This is a genomic window from Allobosea sp., from assembly GCF_051860145.1.
In the GTDB taxonomy this organism is placed as follows: domain Bacteria; phylum Pseudomonadota; class Alphaproteobacteria; order Rhizobiales; family Beijerinckiaceae; genus Allobosea.
The window spans coordinates 283744-302646 of sequence record NZ_JBHYEM010000006.1; the positions used below are offsets into that span (position 1 = coordinate 283744).

The following is an 18903-nucleotide window of genomic DNA, read 5'->3' on the forward strand; positions in this document are numbered from 1 at the left end:
TAGACCCGGGATCCATTCCTGAACCGTTCCGGAATGGATCCCGGATCGGCGCCGCTGCGCGGCTGGTCCGGGATGACACGAGCCGGAGATGCGAGGTTTTACGGTTCCAGCCGCTTCAGCAGACTCGAGGTATCCCAGCGCCCGCCGCCGAGGGTCTGCACGTCGGCATAGAACTGGTCGACCAGCGCCGTGACCGGCAGGCGCGCGCCGTTGCTCCGCGCCTCCTCGAGCACGATGCCGAGATCCTTGCGCATCCAGTCGACGGCGAAGCCGAAATCGAACTTGCCGGCATTCATCGTCTTGCCGCGGTTCTCCATTTGCCAGGAGCCGGCGGCGCCCTTCGAGATCACCTCGAGCATCGCCTCGACATCGAGCCCGGCGCGCTTGGCGAAATGGACGCCTTCGGAGAGCCCCTGCACGAGGCCGGCGATGCAGACCTGGTTGACCATCTTGGTGAGCTGGCCGGAGCCGGCCGGGCCCATCAGCTTGCACATCCGGGCGAAGGCGGCGATCACCGGCTCGACGCGGGCATAGGTCGCCGCCTCGCCGCCGCACATCACGGTCAGCACGCCGTTCTCGGCCCCGGCCTGGCCGCCCGAGACGGGCGCGTCGATGAAGCCGAATCCGCCCGCCTTCGCCGCCGCTTCCAGCTCGCGCGCAACATTGGCGGAGGCCGTGGTGTGATCGACGAAGACCGCGCCCTTGTCCATGCCGGCGAAAGCGCCACCCTCGGCGATCGTCACCGAGCGCAGGTCGTCATCGTTGCCGACGCAGCAGAACACGATCTCCTGACCCTTCGCGGCGTCGGCCGGCGTCGGGGCGGACACGCCGCCATGCTGCGCCACCCAGGCCTGCGCCTTGGCGGGGTTGCGGTTGTAGATGGTGACGTCGTGGCCCTTGGCCTTGAGGTGGCCGGCCATGGGATAGCCCATCACGCCGAGACCGATGAAGGCGACTTTGGCCATGGGACTGCTCCATTTCGGTTCGCAAGGTTTCAAAGCGCGTGTAGCGCGCGGGCGCGGGCCTGGGAAGCCGGCATGGCGCGAATGCAGCTTGTCCGTGAACGCACGCCTCGTCCATTCACGGACCGGTGGCAGGCATCCGGTAGTGTCTCAGCTTGAAATCGTGCGCAGTTGACGCGCCTGTCGCCAGCCCGGCCCCGCTCCTATATGCTTAGCGGGAAGCATGGAGCAGGCAGTGCCAAAACTAACAAGACAGTTGGAGTCGCACGCCAAAGGCGCGCTGGCCGAGCGGGAGGACTGGTGGCATCTCGTTTTCGACACAGATGCCAACGAGCTTTACGTCGAGCATTCATGGTCACATACCAATGCCTATCGGGTGTCAAAAGGCACCGACGAGGGCACTGAGCGGCTACCCGTAGACGCATATCTAAAGGGTGGGCAAAACGGGGCTGAGTTGAGCCGCCTGTTGCGTACGATGTTCGAGGAAAAGCCTCATACCTAAAGGCCCCAAAGGCGAAAAGCGTCCCGCCGATGTGATCGGCAACGCTGTCCACATCGTGCGCATTGCGGCGGGCGAGGTCGAGATGACATCAAGGAAGATAGCAGAGTAGCGAAGGTCTTTGGCGGCGCTAACGATGGTAAAAACGCGCCGAGAGCATGGTGTCGGAACGGCGTGCCGAAATCGTCCGTAAGACTGCCAAAATTAGATGGCGAACGCCTTCTGGCGTTTGACGTAGAACTGTTCGAATACCTCTCTACTGAGAACACCATCTTGCAGGCTTTTCATGATGATATAGGGCTGCATTGCGGGCTCGGCAAAGTGATACTGAAACGTACGGCGCGCCCCTGTCTTTTTAAGGACATTGCCACGCTCCGGGTTCGTCATCTGGTTAAGATGAAATGAGAACGCCGGAACTTCAAATTGCTCGCCCATGATTTTGCTGAGAGGCCCTTCCACGGATGCGGCGGTGAACTGTCCCAAGTCATTGTTCTCGGTTAGCGCGCAAGCCGCAAGGACTTGGGCAAAGATGTTGCCCTTTCGATAGATTTTCTCAGTCGCGCGAGTGTATGATTCGGCGACAGTGTAATCGACATCGGCAATGCAATCTGCCAGTGAGGCAAGTACTAAGCTCTCATCTATATTGATGCTTTGTTTTTCTACCGCCCGCAGCGCCGCATATTTGCCGATTGAGTGCGCATAGAATGGCAGGCCAGCGGAGAAGTAAGCCACTCGCCAGAGCGCGTCGTCCGTGATCTTCATCCGTAAGCGCCGCACGCGGGTCGAAATGACGTCCTTGATCTCGTCGCCGTTCATTCGGTCCATCGGGACTTGGACAAGATTACGATGGATTGACCCATGATCTCGTACTAACTGAAGAATGTTGTCGGCAACGCCAACAAGAATTAGCGTCGGGTTATTGGGCAATCGCGTCATCGCCTTTATCAGGTCTGTCATCAAAATGCGGCAGTTCTCATCGGTAATCCGGTCATACTCATCAATGATGATGATAGGAGCTTCGTTCTGGCCAAATCGAGCCAGTTCAAGAAAGACGTGATCCGGCTCGATGGGGCCCGGATAGCAAGTATCAAGATTCGAATCGTCTCCCGGCCAACGGATGCGCCTGAAAACCTTACGCCAAAGGCTATCGAAGCTGTCTAGGCTGTCGGCGTCTACGGCAATTTCTCGGACTACGCGCGTTGAAGAGTTCAAATCCTTATAGAAAATATTGGCAAGCGACGTCTTTCCAACGCCCCTTTCGCCGAAGATGATGGCGTGCCGGGCTCTCTCGATAGCTATGTCCTGTAGCCTCTGAATTATCGCCTTGCGCCCGGCGAACTCGGCTACCTCGTTAATTGGCGGCCCAGGAGTGAATGTCTCTAAGACTTCGCTCCTGAGCGCTTTCCAGTCTGTTTCTCGAATCGCTCGCATGTTCTGCTCCATCCGCCGCGTAAGAGTGTATTAGATTCTCAATATGGAGGCAATATCACTCAATAGGCGCGCCATCGCTGCACGCTCGGCCCGCTTTGGCGGGGCCTTTGCTTTTTAGCGCAGGCTCAAATTTCAAACTGAGACACTACCCGGCATCCCGGCATCCCGACGCCTTGCCCGCCCTGCGGAAATCCGGCAGGAACCCGGCATGACGATCACCAATGACGACGAGTTGCAGGGCCTGCGCGAGATCGGCCGCATCGTCGCTGGCACGCTGGCGGCGATGGGCAAGGCGCTGGAGCCGGGCATGACCACGGCCGAGCTCGATGCGATCGGCCGCGACATTCTCCAAAAGCAGGGTGCGCGCTCCGCGCCGGAGACCGTCTACGGCTTCCCCGGCGCCACCTGCATCAGCATCAACGAGGAGGTCGCCCACGGCGTACCGGGCGATCGCAGGATCGCGGCCGGCGATCTCGTCAATATCGACGTCTCGGCCGAGAAGGGCGGTTATTATTCCGACACCGGAGCGTCGTTCGCTGTGCCGCCGGTCGATCGCCGGGTCGAGCGGCTGTGCCGCGACGGCAAGCGGGCGCTCTGGGCCGGGCTCGGCCAGGTCGGGGCCGGCAAGCCGCTCGCCGGGATCGGCGAGGCGGTCGGCCGCTTCGCGCAGAAGAATGGCTATACGCTGGTCCGCAACCTCGCCAGCCACGGCATCGGCCGTTCGCTGCATGAGGAGCCGAAGGAGATCGCGACCTGGCCCGAACGCTCCGAGCGCCGCACCATGCCAAAGGGTCTGGTCTTCACCGTCGAGCCCTTCCTGTCGCTGGGAGCGGACTGGGCCGAGCATGAAGGCGACGACCGCTGGACCCTCTATTCCGAGCCGCGCGCGCCGACCGTCCAATACGAGCACACCGTCGTCGCGACCGCGAACGGCCCGCTGATCCTGACCTTGCCGGGCTGAACGCCGCTCAGCGCAGCGCCATGTGCCTTGTCAGCCTGAGTTCCAGCTTGTCCCAGACCCGCCGGATCACCTCGACCAGGACGAGATAGATCAGCGCCGCATAGAGATAGATCGACAGGTCGAAGGATCGGGCGAAGGCGAGCCGCGTCGCGCCCATCAGGTCGAACAGCGTCACCAGCGATACGATCGCGCTCGACTTGATCATCACGATCAATTCGTTGCCGAGCGGCCGCAGCGCCAGGATCATCGCTTGCGGCAGGATCACCCGGCGTAGCGTCGCCCAGCGATGCAGGCCGAGCGCCAGGGCGCCCTCGAACTGCCCGCGCGGGATCGACTGGATCGCGCCGCGCAGGATCTCGGCCTGGTAGGCGGCGGTGTTGATGGTGAAGGTGAAGAGTGCGCAATAGAACGGCTCGCGGAAGAACCACCACAGGCCGACATCCTGCCAGAACACCCGGAACTGGCCGAGTCCGTAATAGACCAGGAAGAGCTGGCAGAGCAGCGGCGTGCCACGGAAGAAGGTGGTGTAGCCGTTGATCGCGAGCTGCGCCCAGCGCGGCCCGTAGAGCCGGGTGATGGCGAGCCCGAGCGCCAGCACGAAGCCCAGCGTCACCGAGATCGCCACCAGTTCGAAGGTGATCCACAGGCCGCTCGCCATGCGGCAGCCGTAGTTCTGCAGGACCTCGCTGCCGATCAGGTAGCCGGGATATTCGCACCAGTTCATCGCGTCGTCCCGCCGAAGGCGGCATAGCCGCGATTGGTGCGCTGCTCGAGCTTGCCGATGCCCCAGGCGGAGATCAGCGAGAAGAAGAAATAGAGCAATATCGCCGCGCCGAAGAACAGGAACGGCTCCTTGGTCACGACGTTCGCGCGCGTCGTGATGAACATGATGTCCTGCAGCGTGATCACCGAGACGAGCGAGGTTTCCTTGAGCAGCACCATCCAGTTGTTGCCGAGGCCCGGCAGCGCGACGCGGATCAGCTGCGGGAAGACGACGAGCCGGAAGGCCTGCGGTTTCGACAGGCCGAGCGCCGAGGCAGCCTCGCGCTGGCCCTTCTGGATCGCGTTCAGGGCGCCGACCCAGACCTCGCTGGAGAAGGCGCCGAGCACCAGGCCGAGCGCGACCATGCCGGCGCCGAAGGGCGGGATCGAGAAGCCGGTCCAGAGCTTCTGCATCAGGACCTGGATGCCGAAATAGATGATGTAGAGCGTGAGCAGCTCGGGCACGCCGCGGAAGACGGTGGTGTAAACCGTCGCCAGCCACCGCAGAATTGCGCTGTCGGAGCGCTTCCACAGCGCGATGACGAGGCCGAGCGCCAGGCCGAAGGGCAGGGTCGCGAGCGCGACCGAGATGGTGGTGCCTGCGCCCTGCAGGAGGGCGAGCCCCCAGCCGCCCGGACCGAAACCAAGGAGTGCGAACTTGTCGAGCATGGAGGGCCGGCCCGGGAGGAGGGGCCCCGCCGGCGTCGGTCGCCGGCGAGGGTCGTTAGGCCGGTGGCCTTACTTGGCGGCGAACTTGAACCACTTCTCCTCGAGCTTCTTCTGCGAGCCGTCGGCCAGCGTTTCGGCGATCGCCTTGTCGAACATCGCCTTGAGGGCCGTGTCGGACTTGCGCACCGCGCCGGCGACACCCGGACCGTGGATGGCATCGTCGCGCTTCACCTCGGCGATCAGCTTGCAGCATTCCTTGCCCTGGCCGTTCAGGAAATCCGACAGCGCGAGCGCGTCCGCGACCACATAGTCGAGGCGGCCGTTGATCAGGTCGAGATTGACCTCTTCCTGCGTCGGATAGAGGCGCGGGTTGGAATCCTTGTAGAATTTCTCGAGGAAATTGGCGTGGATGGTCGAGCCCTGCGTCCCGATCGCCTTGCCCTTGAGGGCCGCCGGCGAGATGTCGGTCGAGGTCGTGGTCTTGGGCCCCACCATCCAGATCGGCGTCTTGCTGTAGACGGTGGTGAAGTCGACCTGCTTCTTGCGTTCGTCGGTCGCGTTCATGCCGGCGATGATGATGTCGTATTTATTGGCCTGCAGCGCCGGGATGATGCCGTCCCAGTCCTGGACGATCCAGGTGCATTTCACCTTCATCTTCTCGCAGACGAGGTTGCCGTAATCGATCTCGAAGCCTTCCAGCTCCTTCTTGGCATTGAGGTTGTTATAGGGCGGGTAGGCGCCTTCGGTGCCGATCCGGACTTCCTTCCACTCCTTCGCCTGGGCAAGGGCGCCGGTGGCGCCAATAGCCGTCAGAGCGGCGGCGGCGAGCAAACGCACGAAAGCTTTCATGATACCTCCCACGGATTCGGCCGGTCGGGCGTTTCTGGTTTCCGTCCCGGCTCGTGCCGACAGATTGTGCGATCCTGTGCCTTGCCCGCAAGTGGGGCAATGCAGCTTTTCTGAGCGCGTAGGACTAAAGTTCAGGCGCGGCAAGGCGATGAAATTGTTGAGTATTTTCTCGACCTGCCAGCGCGGCCCCGAGGGGCGGGCCTTTCCGGCTGCCGCAGTGCTCACGCCGCGGCGGCCCCAGTATGGCGGGCGAGGCTGCCGAAGACCGCCTCGCAACGGTCGAGCCCCCAGTCGAGCTCCTGGCGGCTGATCGTCAGGGGCGGCGCGAAGCGGATCACCGTGTCGTGGGTCTCCTTGGTCAGGACGCCGGCGCCGGCCAGCGCCTTGACGATGGTCTTGGCCGAACCCGCTTCCGGGTCGATATCGACGCCGATCCACAATCCGGCGCCGCGCACGTCACGGGCGATCCCCTGCGTCATCGCGGCCAGGCGCTGCTTCATGTGAGCGCCGTGCTCGGCCGAGCGCTGCACGAGGCGCTCCTCCTCGATCACGGTGAGCGCTTCGAGCCCGATCGCGGCCGCCAGCGCATTGCCGCCGAAGGTCGAGCCATGCGAGCCGGGCTCGAACAGGCCCATGACTGCGCGCGAGGCGAGAAAGGCCGAGACCGGGTAGACGCCGCCGCCGAGCGCCTTGCCGACGATCAGCCCGTCGGGCCGCACCCCCTCGTGCTGATGGGCGAACCAGCGCCCGGTGCGGCCGAGGCCGGACTGGATCTCGTCGAGGATGAGAAGGACGTTCCTCTCGTCGCAAAGCTCACGCAGCCGCGTCAGGTAGCCGGCGGGCGGCATGACGATGCCGGCCTCACCCTGAATCGGCTCGATCAGGATCGCCGCCGTATGCGGCGTGATCGCCGCCTCGAGCGCGGCCGCGTCGCCGAAGGGCACGCTGACGAAGCCGGGCGTAAAGGGCCCAAAACCGTCGCGATAGCTCTCATCCGAGGAGAAGCCGACGATCGTCGTGGTGCGGCCGTGGAAATTGCCGGCCGCGACGATGATCTCGGCCTTGCCGGGCGCAATGCCCTTGACCCGGTAGCCCCAGCGCCGCGCCGCCTTGATCGCGGTCTCGACGGCCTCGGCGCCCGTGTTCATCGGCAGCGCCATCTCCTGTCCGGCGATGGCGCAGAGCTTGGCGAGGAAGGGGCCGAGCGGCTCGCTGTGAAAGGCCCGGCTAGTGACGGCGAGCTTGCGCGCCTGCTCGTTCAGCACCTTGAGGATGCGCGGATGGCCATGGCCGAGACTGACGGCCGAATAGCCGCTCATCATGTCGAGGCGTTTCACCCCGGAGGTGTCGGTCAGCCAGACGCCCTCGCCATGCGAGAGCATGATCGGCAGCGGCGCGTAATTGGCGGCGCAGACCTCGCGTTCGCGGCTGATGGCATCCATGATCGGCTCCCTTTTGCCCGAGCCTAGGCCGATGGACCGGCCCGGAAAGGCTGCGGTGGCGCCGGAATGCAGCCGATTCTGCTGTGGGCGCGACAGAAGCGGACAGTCTCGTGCTCACCTCTACCGGGCTTGCCTGGCGCTCATGCCGTTCCGCGACGCGCGAACGGGATCACGAGATAGACCATGCCGAGCACCATCGGCGGGACGGCGAGCGCCGTGACCGCCCAGATCGGCCAACCGGGCGTGAACGGCGACAGGGCGAGCAGGATGAGGTTGATCAGCGCATAGGCGCCGAGCATCAGCGTCACCAGGAAACGAAGCCGCAGAACCAGCGGCGGAAGGCGGGAACGGCGGGAAGAGGCAGGCATCGATGTCTCCATAAACGAAACGTTCCGTTTCGTTGTGTTGATATAAACGACCCGTTTCGTTATGCAAGGCCTTCGTTGTGCAAGTGGGATGAGTGTCCGGCCATGAATGACGACATCCTGCCCGACGGCGCCCCGAGCCCAGCGCCACGCCGCGCCTCGATCGGCGCCCGCCGCAATCCGGCATCGCAGGCGGCGATCCTGGCCGCGGCGCGCGCGGTCCTGGCCGAGGGCGGCTATGCCGGCTTCTCGATCGATGCCGTCTCGCGGCTTGCCGGCGCCGGCAAGCCGACGATCTATCGCTGGTGGAAGACGCGGGCCGATCTGCTGATGGATGTCTACGCGGCCGAGAAGGCGGCGGCCTTGCAGGCACCTGTCACCGACGACCTCGCGCATGATCTCACGGTCTATACCGGGCGGCTCTGGGATTTCTGGGGCTCCACGCCTTCCGGCCGCACCTTTCGCGCCCTGATCGCCGAGGCGCAGTCGAACGAGGGGGCGCTCGAGACGCTGCGGGCGAAATTCCTGCCCGAGCGGACGCAGCATCTGCTGATGCTGTTCGAAAAGGCCGCCGGGCGCGGCGAGTTCGCTCCGGCCGAGGTCGCGATGCGGCTCGGTCTCTATATCGGCTTCAACTGGTACTATGTCCTGACCGACCGGCTGGAGGAGGGGCGTATGGCGATCGCGCCAGCCATGCGCCTGATTGCGGCGCCGTCCCGCCCCTGAGCTATTCGCCGGCGACGAGCGCGGCCCCGCCCGTCTTGCCCGCACGCATGTCCCACAGAGCCACGAGCCAGATCGCCAGGCCGCCGAGCGCCAGCGCGCAGCCGACCCAACCGGTCGACGTCCAGCCATAACCGGCGGCGATCGCCATGCCGCCGAGCAGGGGCCCGAGCGCATTGGCGGTGTTGAAGGCGCTGTGGTTGAGCGCGGCGGCCAGCGTCTGCGCATCCTCGGCCACGTCCATCAGGCGGGTCTGCAGCGGCGTGCCGAGGCCGCCGCCGCAGCCGATCATGAAGACCACCAGCGAGATCGTCCAGATATTGCCGGCCGCGAGCGGGAACAGGGCGAGTGACGCGGCGCTCCACAGCAGGATGGCGGCGATCGAGGGCATCAGCGCCCGGTCGGCCGCCCAGGCGGCGGCGAGCGTGCCGACCGTCATGCCGGCGCCGAAGATCGCCAGCACGACCGGCACCATTCCGGGCGCAACCCGCGTCACCTCGAGCAGGGTCGAGGCGAGATAGGTATAGACGGCGAAGAGGCCGCCGAAGCCGATGGCGCCGATCGCCAGTGTCAGCCAAACCTGCCGGCGCTTGAGCGCGCCGAGTTCGCGCAGCGGGCTCGCGCCGGGATGGGGGCGATCCTTCGGCGCGAAGGCGGTCACCAGCGCGACGGTGAGCAGCGCCAGCGCCGCGACGACGCCGAACCCCCAGCGCCAGCCGAGCGCCTGGCCCATCCAGTTGGCGAAGGGCACGCCGAGGATGGTCGCGATCGTCAGTCCGAGCATGACCCGCGCGATGGCCTGGGCCCGGCGGTTGGCCGGTACCAGCGAGGCGGCGACCAGCGCCGCGACGCCGAAATAAGCGCCGTGCGGCAGGCCGCTCAGGAAGCGGAAACCCATCATCCAGCCATAGGACGGCGCCAGCGCGGAGAGGCTGTTGGCGATGGCGAAGACGGTCATCAGCCCGATCAGCAGCGTCCGCCGCGAGACCTTAGCCGCTAGCACCGCGATGACAGGCGCGCCGACGACCACGCCCAGCGCATAGGCGCTGATCACATGGCCGGCCGACGGCTCGTCGATGCCGAGGCCGGCCGAGAAATAGGGCAGCAGGCTCATCACCGCGAACTCGGCCGTGCCGATCGCGAAGCCGCCCATCGCGAGCGCGAAGAGGATGAGGCCTGTCGGTTGCGTCGTTCCGGGAAAGGGCGCGCCTGGGCGCGTCGCTGCGTCTCCCGGCTTGGAGAGTGTCATGATGTCGGTCCGACGATGAGATTGTGCTGCGGCGCGATGGTTACGCTGCATCGCAACATAATGGCGCCCGCATGCGCTCTATGCAAGGGATTCGGCGCTCAACGCTGCGTGAGCGCAGGCGGTATGACGTGAGTTCATGACAAGGTGCTTGGCGAGTTGCCGGTCTACGGCTCCGCCAGCGGATAGCCCTCGAACTCCTTCAGCGCCTTGAGCGCGAAGGTGGTCGCGATCCTGGCGATGCCGAGCTGAGAATCGGCCAGCCAGGCTCCGGTCAGCTCCTCATAGGCGGCGAGCGACCCCGCCACGATGCGCGCGAGGTAATCGGCCTCGCCGCTGACGACCTGGACCTCGGCCACATCCGGACAGGCCTTCAGCACCTTCTCGACCCGCTCGCGCCGCCCGACCGAATGGTCGCGCAGCGAGATCTGCGCGAAGGCGACGATGGCGTGTCCGGCCAGTTCCGGCGCGAGCCGCGCGCCATAGCCCTGGATCAGGCCCGAGGCCTCGAGCTTGCGGACGCGCTCGAGGCAGGGCCGGGCCGAGAGCCCGACCCGTTCCGAGAGCGCCTGATTGGTGATGCGGCCCTCAGCGAGCAGGATCGCGACGATCCTGCGGTCGATCGCGTCGAGGTTGACCGGCTTGCGCTTCACGGCCTGCCCTTGCCGGCGGCGCGCGCCTCCGCGATCAGGCAGAGCTCGGTGAACAGGACCTGCGCCGCGCATTGGGCGGTGTTCGAGGTGGCGTCATATTGCGGCGCGATCTCGACCACGTCGGCGGCGACGATGTCGCGGCCCTTCAGTCCGCGCAGGATCGCGAGCGCCTCGCGCGGAGTCAGCCCGCCGACCTCGGGCGTGCCGGTGCCGGGCGCGAAGGCGGGATCGAGCGAGTCGACGTCGAAGGAGACATAGGTCGGCCCGTCGCCGATCACGTCGAGCGCCTTGGCGATGACGGCGTCCAGCCCCATCCGGTCGACCTCGTCGGCATGGATCACGGTCATGCCGGATTCATAGGAGAACTCCCAGAGATACTCCGCGCCGCCGCGGATGCCGATCTGGATGACGCGCTCGGGATCGAGCACGCCGTCGAGAACGGCCTGCCGGAACGGGCCGCCATGGTGGAATTTCGAGCCCTCATAGGGTCCCGACGTGTCGCAATGCGCGTCGATATGGACCATGCCGACGGGCCGCTTCTCGCCGACGGCCTTGAGGATCGGATAGGTGATCGAATGATCGCCGCCGACGGCGAGCGTCGAGACGCCGGCCTTCACGATCGCCTTGAAGGTCGCCTCGATATCCTCGTGGCAGCTTTCCAGCGAATAGCGTGAGCGGAACGGCACGTCGCCGATATCGGCGGCCTTGAGCATGCCGAATGGCGCCGTGCCCAGCACATGGTCCATCGGGCCCATGCGCTCGACGGCGCGCACCGCCCGGGGCCCGAGCCGGGTGCCGGCCCGGTTGGTGACGCCGAGATCCATCGGCAGGCCGATGATCGCGACGTCGAGCCCGCCGAGATCGGGCTTGCCCAGGGCGTCCGGCCGGTAGGGCGCGCTGATGAAGGTCGCGACATCGGAGAACGGCCATTTGCGCCTGTCGCCCTTGAACTGGTCGGCGGCGACCTTGGCGAAGCGCGGGTCGTGGATATCGGCGCCGCTCGCCCCGGCATAGCGCGCCCTCAGCGCCTCGAGCTTGTCCTGGTTCATCTCGCGCCTCTCATCATTTCGTCGCCATTGCGCGATCGGAGGTTGACCGGGCCCCGCGAAAGTACCATGCGCTTCCTGCGCAGCCGTGCCATGCCTCCGGCGCAATTGTCGAGGCATCTGTGTTGGTTGACGGTGATGTAACGTTTGGGGAGAGCTGCGCAAATTTTGTGCAAAGATCGGTTGGCGAGCAAGTATAGATTGGCGGCAGGGCCGGGAAATTGGGCCAACCCAATGTGTCCGCCGAGATCAACCGCGCATCACGCCAGTGTTGTCCTTGAAAGTTCCCAGTGACGGGATCGAACCCGCCTGCGCATCGCAAAGTCGAAAATCCGAGGAGATGTCCACCATGAAGCGTCGTCAATTCATCCAGGCCGCTGCCGCAGGCGCCGCCGCTACCGCCGTCGCCGCCCCCGCGGTGGCCCAGTCGAACCCTGAAGTGAAGTGGCGTCTCGCCTCGAGCTTCCCGAAGTCGCTCGACACGATCTATGCCGGCGCCGAGATCATGTCCAAGATGGTCTCCGAGCTGACCGACGGCAAGTTCCAGATCCAGGTCTTCGCCGCCGGCGAGATCGTTCCCGGTCTGCAGGCCGCCGACGCGGTGACCAACGGCACGATCGAGATGTGCCACACCGTCTCGTATTACTATGTCGGCAAGGACCCGACCTTCGCCATTGCCGCCTCGGTGCCGTTCGGCCTCAACGCGCGTCAGCAGAACGCCTGGCTCTACCAGAACGGCGGCAACGAGCTGTTCAACGAGTTCTACAAGAAGTTCAACATCTACGGCATTCCCTGCGGCAATACCGGCGCGCAGATGGGCGGCTGGTTCCGCAAGGAATTCAAGACGGTCGCCGATCTCCAGGGCCTGAAGATGCGCATCGGCGGCATCGCCGGCCAGGTGCTCGCCAAGCTCGGCGTCGTGCCGCAGCAGCTCGCCGGCGGTGACATCTATCCGGCGCTGGAAAAGGGCACGATCGACGGTGCCGAATGGGTCGGCCCCTATGACGACGAGAAGCTCGGCTTCGCCAAGGTCGCGCCGTTCTACTACTATCCCGGCTTCTGGGAAGGGGGCCCGACGGTCCACGCCTTCATCAATCTCGAGAAGTGGAACGCGCTGCCCAAGGCCTATCAGGCCGCGCTGACCGCCGCCTGCACCTATGCCAACACGCAGATGGCCGCGAAATACGACGTGGTGAACCCGCCGGCCCTGAAGCGTCTCGTCGGCGCCGGCACCCAGCTGCGCCCGTTCTCGCAGGAGATCCTCGAAGCCTGCCTCAAGGCCTCGAACGAACTCTACACCGAGATCTCGGCTAAGAACCCGGACTTCAAGAAGGCGATCGAGACCATGGCCGCCTTCCGTGGCGACCAGTATCTCTGGTGGCAGGTTGCGGAGCTCACCTTCGACGTCTTCCAGGTCCGTTCGCGGTCCCGCTGAAGCGCCCGTCGCCAGCTGGCCAGACTTCGGCCGGAGAGATCAGAAAGCCCGGCGCGAGCCGGGCTTTTTATTTGCGCCGCAAGCGTTCGCGTGGCGCGCGCAAATCGACGCCGATACCCCGAAAGAGCGCTGTTCGGCAGAATGGAAACTGTCTAACTTGCGGTGAGCGCATGGGGGGTATGCTTTTTCCCTTGCACTCTTTGCGAGACGTGCTTTTGTTGGGTGAGCGCGCAAAGCCGGGTCAACCGGCGCGCCGAACATTCTCTGAGGGGAGGATCCATCCATATGAAGCGTCGTCAGTTCTTGAAGGTGGCCGGGGCGGGGGCTGCCGCGGGAGCGATTGCCAGTCCGGCGATCGCGCAATCGATGCCCGAGGTGAAATGGCGGGTCACGTCGTCATTCCCGAAATCGCTCGATACGATTTATGGCGCGTCCGAGATTCTCGCCAAGGCGGTGTCGGAAGCGACTGACGGCAAGTTCCAGATCCAGCCCTTCGCCGCCGGCGAGATCGTTCCCGGTCTGCAGGCGGCCGATGCGGTCACCAATGGCACGGTCGAGATGTGCCACACGGCGTCCTATTATTATGTCGGCAAGGACCCGACCTTCGCCTTCGGCACCGCGGTGCCGTTCGGGCTGAACGCCCGCCAGCAGAACGCCTGGTTCTACCATGGCGGCGGCAACGAGCTGCTCAACGAGTTCTACAAGAAGCACAACATCTACGCGGTGCCGGGCGGCAATACCGGCTGCCAGATGGGCGGCTGGTTCCGCAAGGAGATCAAGACCGTCGCCGACATGCAGGGCGTCAAGATGCGCATCGGCGGTTTCGCTGGCCAGGTGGTGAGCAGGCTCGGCGTCGTGCCGCAGCAGATCGCGGGCGGCGACATCTATCCGGCGCTCGAGAAGGGCACGATCGACGCCGCCGAATGGGTCGGGCCGGCCGATGACGAGAAGCTCGGCTTCGCCAAGGTCGCGCCCTACTACTATTACCCGGGTTGGTGGGAGGGTGGCGCCGCGCTGCATTTCTTCATCAACACGGAGAAATGGGACGGGCTGCCGAAGATCTACAAGTCGATCCTGACGACGGCCGCCGCGCTCGCCAATGTCGACATGCAGGCGAAATACGACGCTCGCAATCCGGCTGCACTCAAGCGTCTCGTCGGCGCGGGCGCGCAATTGCGGCCGTTCTCGCAGGAGATCATGGAAGCCTGCCTGAAATCGTCCAAGGAGGTCTATGCCGAGACCTCGGCCAAGAACCCCGAGTTCAAGAAGATCTACGAGGCGATGTCGGCTTTCCGCGGCGACCAGTATCTCTGGTTCCAGATCGCCGAATACAGCTACGACAATTTCCTGATCCGCGCGCGCGCGGCCAATCAGCTCTGAAAAGAGCGACCGGCCGGATTTCCGGCCAACTCGATGCCTGTCGAACCCCGGCCGCAAGGCCGGGGTTTTTCGTTTCGGCGCCGGCTGCGGCGCCATCGCCTTGCCGTGTTTGGCGTCGATCGTGATTTGCGTGCATGATCCGCACGTCTTTGCAGAATTCCCGAGGGACCTCCGCCATGTCGCGCCTGCTCCTGAGCCTCGCCGCCGTCATGCTCGCCGCGCCCGCGATGGCGCAGTCCATCGGCGAGCCGATTCCGGGGCGCGGGCCGGTCAACGCCAAGCGCATGCCCGCCGCCCCGGCGCCGGCGGCGCGGCCATGCCCCGAATACGGGCCCGGCTTCGTCAAGCTCGATGGCTCGTCGCTCTGTGTGCGGGCCAGCGGCTCGGTCGCCGCCGAGTTCGGCAAGAGCTCCAACAACCGCTCCGGCTCGGCCGTGGGCGCGGCCGTGCAGCTCGAGGCGCGTGGTGAGACCAGCCTCGGCCCGGTCCGCTCCGTGGTGCGCGGCGGGGTGGTCACCGACAGGGGCTTTGGCGACCGCTTCTATCGCTGAAGGTTTCGGGCCGCGCGGACGCGGAACGGAAAACGGCGGCAAACCGTAAACGCGGCGGTCATCCCGGGCGACCGAAAGGAGACCCGGGATCCATTCCTGAGCCTTTTGAGGTCTGCGTTCCGGCATGGATCCTGGCTCTGCGCCGCTGACGCGGCTTGGCCGGGATGACGGAGTTCCCCTTCTCCGAGGCGAAGTGAGCTCAGTTCAGATTGAGCTTCGGCGGCGCGTTGAGGTCGAGCCCCGGCAAGCCGCCGCCACCGCTCCCGCCGCTGTCGAAGCCCGGGATCTGGATCGAGTCGAACTGCTTGTCGATCGCCTTCTGGTCGAGCTGGATGGCCGATGACTTGTAGTGCATCACCATTTGCGGGAAGAGCACGACCAGCGCGACCATGATGCACTGGATCACCACGAAAGGCACGGCGCCCCAGTAGATCTGGCCGGTCGTGACGGGATCCATCATGTTGCCCGTGACCTTGTCCTTGTAGCGGATCTTCGGCGCGACCGAGCGCAGGAAGAACAGCGCGAAGCCGAAGGGCGGGTGCATGAAGCTCGTCTGCATGTTCACGCCGAGGATGACGCCGAACCAGATCAGGTCGATGCCGAGCTTCTCCGCCGCGGGCCCGAGCAGCGGCACGACGATGAAGGCGAGCTCGAAGAAGTCGAGGAAGAAGGCGAGCAGGAACACCATCACGTTGACGACGATCAGGAAGCCCGTCGCGCCGCCCGGCAGGCCGACCAGCAGGTGCTCGACCCAGACATGGCCGTTGACGCCGTAGAAAGTCAGCGAGAACACGCGCGCGCCGACCAGGATGAAGAGCACGAAGGCCGAGAGCTTGGCGGTCGATTCCGTCGCCTGCTTCAGGAGCTCGAAGGTGAGGCGGCGCTTGGAGAAGGCGAGCAGGATCGCGCCGGCCGCGCCCATCGCGCCGCCCTCCGTCGGCGTCGCGACGCCGATGAAGATCGTGCCGAGCACCAGGAAGATCAGCGCCAGCGGCGGCACCATCACGAAGATCACCTGCTCGGTCATGCGCGACAGCAGGTTGAGCTTCAGCAGCCGGTTGACGAGCGCGATCACCAGCGAGACGGCGACCATGATCGACATGGTTAGCACCACGAAATCGGCACCGGCCGTCATCTTGGTGTAGAGCTTCATGTAGCCATAGGCGACCGCCAGCGAGATCACCGCGACCACGAGCAGCGAGAAGCGCCGCGTCTTGCCGTCGGCGTCGCGCAGCGTCTGCGCCTCCGGCGGCAGGCCGGGCGCCCGCTTCGGGTAGACGATGGTGACGAGGAAGACGTAGCCGGCATAGAGCGCCGACAGCACCAGGCCGGGAATGAAGGCGCCCTCATACATGTCGCCGACCGAGCGGCCGAGCTGGTCGGCCAGCACGATCAGGACGAGCGAGGGCGGGATGATCTGCGCCAATGTGCCGGAGGCCGCGATCACGCCCGAGGCCAGGCGCCGGTCATAGCCGTAGCGCAGCATGATCGGCAGCGAGATCAGGCCCATCGAGATCACCGAGGCCGCGACCACGCCGGTCGTGGCCGCGAGCAGGGCACCGACGAAGATCACCGCATAGGCGAGGCCGCCGCGGATCGGCCCGAAGAGCTGGCCGATCGTGTCGAGCAGGTCCTCGGCCATGCCCGAGCGCTCCAGCACCAGCCCCATGAAGGTGAAGAACGGGATGGCGAGCAGCACGTCGTTGTTCATCGTGCCGTAGATGCGCTCCGGCAGCGCCTGCAGGAAGTTTTCCTGGAAGAGCCCGAGCTCGATGCCGACCAGCGCGAAGAGCAGGCCGTTGGCGGCGAGCGCGAAGGCGACCGGATAGCCGAGCAGCAGGAAGACGACGAGCGCGGCGAACATCACCGGCGCCATGTTGACGCGCAGGAAATCGCCGAGCCCGGCCGCTTGGGCGTCGCCGGTATGCAGGCTGAAGAAGGCCGCGAGCGTGAGCGCGAGCAGGAGCCCGGCGGTGCGCGGGAGGCGGAATGCGGTCATCGACGGTTTCCGGAACGTGTCTTGGGTGCTCACGAAGCCAGGCCCTGGGCCTTGGCCTGCTCGAGGAGGCGCAGCGCCTCCGCCTCTGCCGCAGCGGCGTGACCGCCCGCTGCGTCGTCATCCTCGATGATGCCGCGCATGATCGCGATCTGCTTGATCACCTCGGAAATGCCCTGCACCAGGAGCAGGAAGAAGCCGATGATGACGAGGCCCTTGGCCGGCCATTGCGCCAGGCCGCCGGCCGACAGCGACTGCTCGTTGACCGCGTAGGAGCGCCAGAAGAACGGCCAGGAATGGTAGACCATCAGCAGGCAGAGCGGCAGCAGGAAGAACAGGTGGCCGAGCAGCTCGATCCACTGCCTGACACGCCTCGGCAGCAGGTTGTTCACGATATCGATGCGGATGTGCTCCTTCACCTGCAGCGTCCAGGACGCGCAGAGCAGGAAGACCGCCCCGAACAGCATCCATTGCAGCTCCAGCCAGGCATTCGACGAGACGTTGAAGACCTTGCGGATGATCGCATTGACCGTCGCGACGATGACGGCGAGCAGGATCAGCCACGCGACCTTCTTGCCGATCTGGCCGTTGATGGCATCGATGATGCGGCTGATCTTCAGAAGCCCTTGCACGCCCGCTCTCTCCTGGAACCCACGAATGCGCCCATTGCATGAGCGTCATGTCGCGCTGTTATACGATGGCCATGGCCAGCACAAGATTAGGCAAACGTCTAAGCGGTGGATCAGGTGTTGCGCGCTGACTTCAGGAAACGCAACGAAACCAGCCCGACCACCATCATCAGCCACATCATCGCGACCAGCGATTGCGGCCAGACCGTCACCAGCCAGCTGATCAGCACGGTCGCGAGCGCCCCCGCGCCGAGCTGGATCGCACCCATCAGGCCCGCCGCCGATCCGGCCAGTTCCGGCTTGGCTGAAAGCGCCGCGGCGGTCGAGCCGGGGATCGTCAACCCGTTGCCGACCGAGCTGACCGCGAGCGGCAGGAAGAGGGCCAGCGGCGTCCAGTACGGGCTGAACGACAGCGCCAGCCCGACGCCCGTCGCCACGAAGGAGATGACCAGCCCGAGCTTCACCATCGGCGCGGCGCCCAGCCGCACCGCCAGCCGCGACATCGCGAAGTTGCCGATCATGTAGCCGAGCGCGTTCAGCATGAAATAGGCGCCATAGACATCCGCGCCCCGGCCCATGGTTTCGACGACGATGAAGGGCGCCGCCGCGATGAAGGCGAAGAACGCCGCCGAGGTCATCGAGAGGGCGATGACGTTGACGACGAAGCCCCGGTCGACGACGAGATCGGGAAAGGCGCGGAAGATGCCGAGCAGCGAGGTCTTCACGCCGACGCTCGGCGCGGTCTCCGGCAGGCGCGCCACGGTCAGCAGCAGCACGATGACGCCGACCGCGGTCAGGCCCCAGAAGATCATGCGCCAGCCGAACCAGGTCTCGATATGGCCGCCGAGATAGGGCGCGATCATCGGCGCCACCACCATCACCATGGTGACGCTGGCGATCTGGCTCGCCGCCTGGTCGCGGCTTGCGGTATCGCGGATGATGGCGCGGGCCAGCGCGAAGACAGTGCCGGCGCCGGCGCCTTCGAGCACGCGCGCGAGCAGCAGCGTCCCGGTCGATTGCGCCAGCGCGCCGAGGATCGAGCCGAGCACGAAGAGCACGATCGCGGCATTGACGCAGGGCCGCCGCCCGAACCTGTCCGAGAGCGGGCCGATGATCAGCTGCGTCAGCGCCACCGCGACGAGAAACAGCGTCAGCGTCAGCTGGATCGTGGCGTAGCTGGCGCCGAGATGGCGCGCCAGCGCCGGCGTCGCCGGGGCGAGCAGGTTGAGCGCGATCGGCTGCAGCGTCGAGATCGCGACGAGGACGAGCAGGGAGGGCTTGGCCACAGGCTTGGGCGTCATGTG

Annotated in this window: 18 protein-coding genes; 5 read left to right on the forward strand and 13 right to left on the reverse strand. The window is 65.4% G+C overall.

Annotated elements, in window-relative coordinates; genetic code table 11:
* Positions 1-98: 98 nt before the first annotated feature.
* Together ACTIF2_RS13275 and ACTIF2_RS13280 are read right to left on the reverse strand one after the other, a co-directional pair.
* A complete protein-coding gene (locus tag ACTIF2_RS13275) occupies positions 99-965 on the reverse strand; it encodes an NAD(P)-dependent oxidoreductase (RefSeq protein ID WP_439497546.1) in 867 nt (288 codons plus the stop codon).
* Between the two features lie 700 nt (positions 966-1665).
* The gene (locus ACTIF2_RS13280; RefSeq protein ID WP_439497547.1) at positions 1666-2892 is read right to left on the reverse strand and encodes an AAA family ATPase; all 1227 of its coding nucleotides are present in this window, start codon (positions 2890-2892) and stop codon (positions 1666-1668) included.
* A 208-nt stretch (positions 2893-3100) separates the two neighbouring features.
* On the opposite strand from ACTIF2_RS13280, the gene map reads away from it, so the two are divergent.
* Complete coding sequence (map, locus tag ACTIF2_RS13285; protein ID WP_439497548.1) at positions 3101-3853, forward strand: type I methionyl aminopeptidase; 753 nt, start codon at positions 3101-3103, stop codon at positions 3851-3853.
* Positions 3854-3860: 7 nt separating this feature from the next.
* Here map and ACTIF2_RS13290 read toward each other — a convergent pair whose 3' ends face one another.
* From ACTIF2_RS13290 to ACTIF2_RS13310, 5 genes are all read right to left on the reverse strand, one after another.
* Positions 3861-4577: an ABC transporter permease gene (locus tag ACTIF2_RS13290; protein WP_439497549.1), complete on the reverse strand. Its 717-nt coding sequence runs from the start codon at positions 4575-4577 to the stop codon at positions 3861-3863.
* Complete coding sequence (locus ACTIF2_RS13295) at positions 4574-5284, reverse strand: ABC transporter permease (RefSeq protein ID WP_439497550.1); 711 nt, start codon at positions 5282-5284, stop codon at positions 4574-4576. The genes ACTIF2_RS13290 and ACTIF2_RS13295 overlap by 4 nt, the downstream gene beginning before the upstream one ends.
* A 69-nt stretch (positions 5285-5353) precedes the next feature.
* Positions 5354-6133 carry a transporter substrate-binding domain-containing protein gene (locus ACTIF2_RS13300; RefSeq protein ID WP_439497551.1) on the reverse strand — a complete coding sequence of 260 codons (780 nt, stop codon included), beginning with the start codon at positions 6131-6133 and terminating at the stop codon, positions 5354-5356.
* A 221-nt stretch (positions 6134-6354) separates the two neighbouring features.
* The gene (gene rocD, locus ACTIF2_RS13305; RefSeq protein WP_439497552.1) at positions 6355-7575 is read right to left on the reverse strand and encodes an ornithine--oxo-acid transaminase; all 1221 of its coding nucleotides are present in this window, start codon (positions 7573-7575) and stop codon (positions 6355-6357) included.
* A gap of 140 nt (positions 7576-7715) precedes the next feature.
* On the reverse strand, positions 7716-7943 hold the full coding sequence (locus ACTIF2_RS13310; protein WP_439497553.1) for a hypothetical protein: 228 nt from the start codon (positions 7941-7943) through the stop codon (positions 7716-7718).
* A 102-nt stretch (positions 7944-8045) separates the two neighbouring features.
* On the opposite strand from ACTIF2_RS13310, the gene ACTIF2_RS13315 reads away from it, so the two are divergent.
* Positions 8046-8666 (forward strand): TetR-like C-terminal domain-containing protein, encoded by a 621-nt coding sequence (locus ACTIF2_RS13315; RefSeq protein WP_439497554.1) that lies wholly within the window; start codon positions 8046-8048, stop codon positions 8664-8666.
* Between the two features lies 1 nt (position 8667).
* Here the strand turns inward: ACTIF2_RS13315 and ACTIF2_RS13320 are convergent, their stop codons facing one another.
* The 3 genes from ACTIF2_RS13320 to speB form a co-directional block, all read right to left on the reverse strand.
* Positions 8668-9912: an MFS transporter gene (locus ACTIF2_RS13320; protein WP_439497555.1), complete on the reverse strand. Its 1245-nt coding sequence runs from the start codon at positions 9910-9912 to the stop codon at positions 8668-8670.
* Between the two features lie 164 nt (positions 9913-10076).
* Positions 10077-10562 (reverse strand): Lrp/AsnC family transcriptional regulator, encoded by a 486-nt coding sequence (locus tag ACTIF2_RS13325; RefSeq protein ID WP_439497556.1) that lies wholly within the window; start codon positions 10560-10562, stop codon positions 10077-10079.
* Entirely contained in the window at positions 10559-11611 is a 1053-nt protein-coding gene (speB, locus tag ACTIF2_RS13330) for an agmatinase (protein ID WP_439497557.1), read from the reverse strand. The genes ACTIF2_RS13325 and speB overlap by 4 nt, the downstream gene beginning before the upstream one ends.
* Positions 11612-11957: 346 nt before the next feature.
* Here speB and ACTIF2_RS13335 point away from each other — a divergent pair, with 346 nt between their 5' ends.
* From ACTIF2_RS13335 to ACTIF2_RS13345, 3 genes are all read left to right on the forward strand, one after another.
* The gene (locus ACTIF2_RS13335) at positions 11958-13043 is read left to right on the forward strand and encodes a TRAP transporter substrate-binding protein (RefSeq protein WP_439497558.1); all 1086 of its coding nucleotides are present in this window, start codon (positions 11958-11960) and stop codon (positions 13041-13043) included.
* Positions 13044-13328: 285 nt separating this feature from the next.
* Positions 13329-14423, forward strand: a complete 1095-nt coding sequence (locus ACTIF2_RS13340; RefSeq protein ID WP_439497559.1) for a TRAP transporter substrate-binding protein — start codon at positions 13329-13331, stop codon at positions 14421-14423.
* A 176-nt stretch (positions 14424-14599) separates the two neighbouring features.
* Positions 14600-14974, forward strand: coding sequence for a hypothetical protein (locus tag ACTIF2_RS13345; protein WP_439497560.1), 375 nt, complete (start codon positions 14600-14602; stop codon positions 14972-14974).
* Between the two features lie 199 nt (positions 14975-15173).
* Here the strand turns inward: ACTIF2_RS13345 and ACTIF2_RS13350 are convergent, their stop codons facing one another.
* The 3 genes from ACTIF2_RS13350 to ACTIF2_RS13360 form a co-directional block, all read right to left on the reverse strand.
* Complete coding sequence (locus tag ACTIF2_RS13350; protein WP_439497603.1) at positions 15174-16850, reverse strand: TRAP transporter large permease; 1677 nt, start codon at positions 16848-16850, stop codon at positions 15174-15176.
* A 152-nt stretch (positions 16851-17002) separates the two neighbouring features.
* Positions 17003-17602: a TRAP transporter small permease subunit gene (locus ACTIF2_RS13355; RefSeq protein WP_439497561.1), complete on the reverse strand. Its 600-nt coding sequence runs from the start codon at positions 17600-17602 to the stop codon at positions 17003-17005.
* 110 nt (positions 17603-17712) lie between these two features.
* Positions 17713-18900 carry a multidrug effflux MFS transporter gene (locus ACTIF2_RS13360; RefSeq protein ID WP_439497562.1) on the reverse strand — a complete coding sequence of 396 codons (1188 nt, stop codon included), beginning with the start codon at positions 18898-18900 and terminating at the stop codon, positions 17713-17715.
* Positions 18901-18903 lie beyond the last annotated feature (3 nt).

Bases quoted from the DNA above. Each gene is read 5' to 3' on its own strand.
- ACTIF2_RS13310 (WP_439497553.1), bottom strand. From the start codon at position 7,943: ATGCCTGCCTCTTCCCGCCGTTCCCGCCTTCCGCCGCTGGTTCTGCGG.
- ACTIF2_RS13350 (WP_439497603.1), bottom strand. From the start codon at position 16,850: ATGGCGCCGGTGATGTTCGCCGCGCTCGTCGTCTTCCTGCTGCTCGGC.
- ACTIF2_RS13290 (WP_439497549.1), bottom strand. From the start codon at position 4,577: ATGAACTGGTGCGAATATCCCGGCTACCTGATCGGCAGCGAGGTCCTG.
- ACTIF2_RS13280 (WP_439497547.1), bottom strand. From the start codon at position 2,892: ATGCGAGCGATTCGAGAAACAGACTGGAAAGCGCTCAGGAGCGAAGTC.
- map (WP_439497548.1), top strand. From the start codon at position 3,101: ATGACGATCACCAATGACGACGAGTTGCAGGGCCTGCGCGAGATCGGC.
- ACTIF2_RS13300 (WP_439497551.1), bottom strand. From the start codon at position 6,133: ATGAAAGCTTTCGTGCGTTTGCTCGCCGCCGCCGCTCTGACGGCTATT.
- ACTIF2_RS13360 (WP_439497562.1), bottom strand. From the start codon at position 18,900: ATGACGCCCAAGCCTGTGGCCAAGCCCTCCCTGCTCGTCCTCGTCGCG.
- ACTIF2_RS13335 (WP_439497558.1), top strand. From the start codon at position 11,958: ATGAAGCGTCGTCAATTCATCCAGGCCGCTGCCGCAGGCGCCGCCGCT.
- ACTIF2_RS13315 (WP_439497554.1), top strand. From the start codon at position 8,046: ATGAATGACGACATCCTGCCCGACGGCGCCCCGAGCCCAGCGCCACGC.
- ACTIF2_RS13275 (WP_439497546.1), bottom strand. From the start codon at position 965: ATGGCCAAAGTCGCCTTCATCGGTCTCGGCGTGATGGGCTATCCCATG.
- speB (WP_439497557.1), bottom strand. From the start codon at position 11,611: ATGAACCAGGACAAGCTCGAGGCGCTGAGGGCGCGCTATGCCGGGGCG.
- ACTIF2_RS13340 (WP_439497559.1), top strand. From the start codon at position 13,329: ATGAAGCGTCGTCAGTTCTTGAAGGTGGCCGGGGCGGGGGCTGCCGCG.
- ACTIF2_RS13295 (WP_439497550.1), bottom strand. From the start codon at position 5,284: ATGCTCGACAAGTTCGCACTCCTTGGTTTCGGTCCGGGCGGCTGGGGG.
- rocD (WP_439497552.1), bottom strand. From the start codon at position 7,575: ATGGATGCCATCAGCCGCGAACGCGAGGTCTGCGCCGCCAATTACGCG.
- ACTIF2_RS13345 (WP_439497560.1), top strand. From the start codon at position 14,600: ATGTCGCGCCTGCTCCTGAGCCTCGCCGCCGTCATGCTCGCCGCGCCC.
- ACTIF2_RS13320 (WP_439497555.1), bottom strand. From the start codon at position 9,912: ATGACACTCTCCAAGCCGGGAGACGCAGCGACGCGCCCAGGCGCGCCC.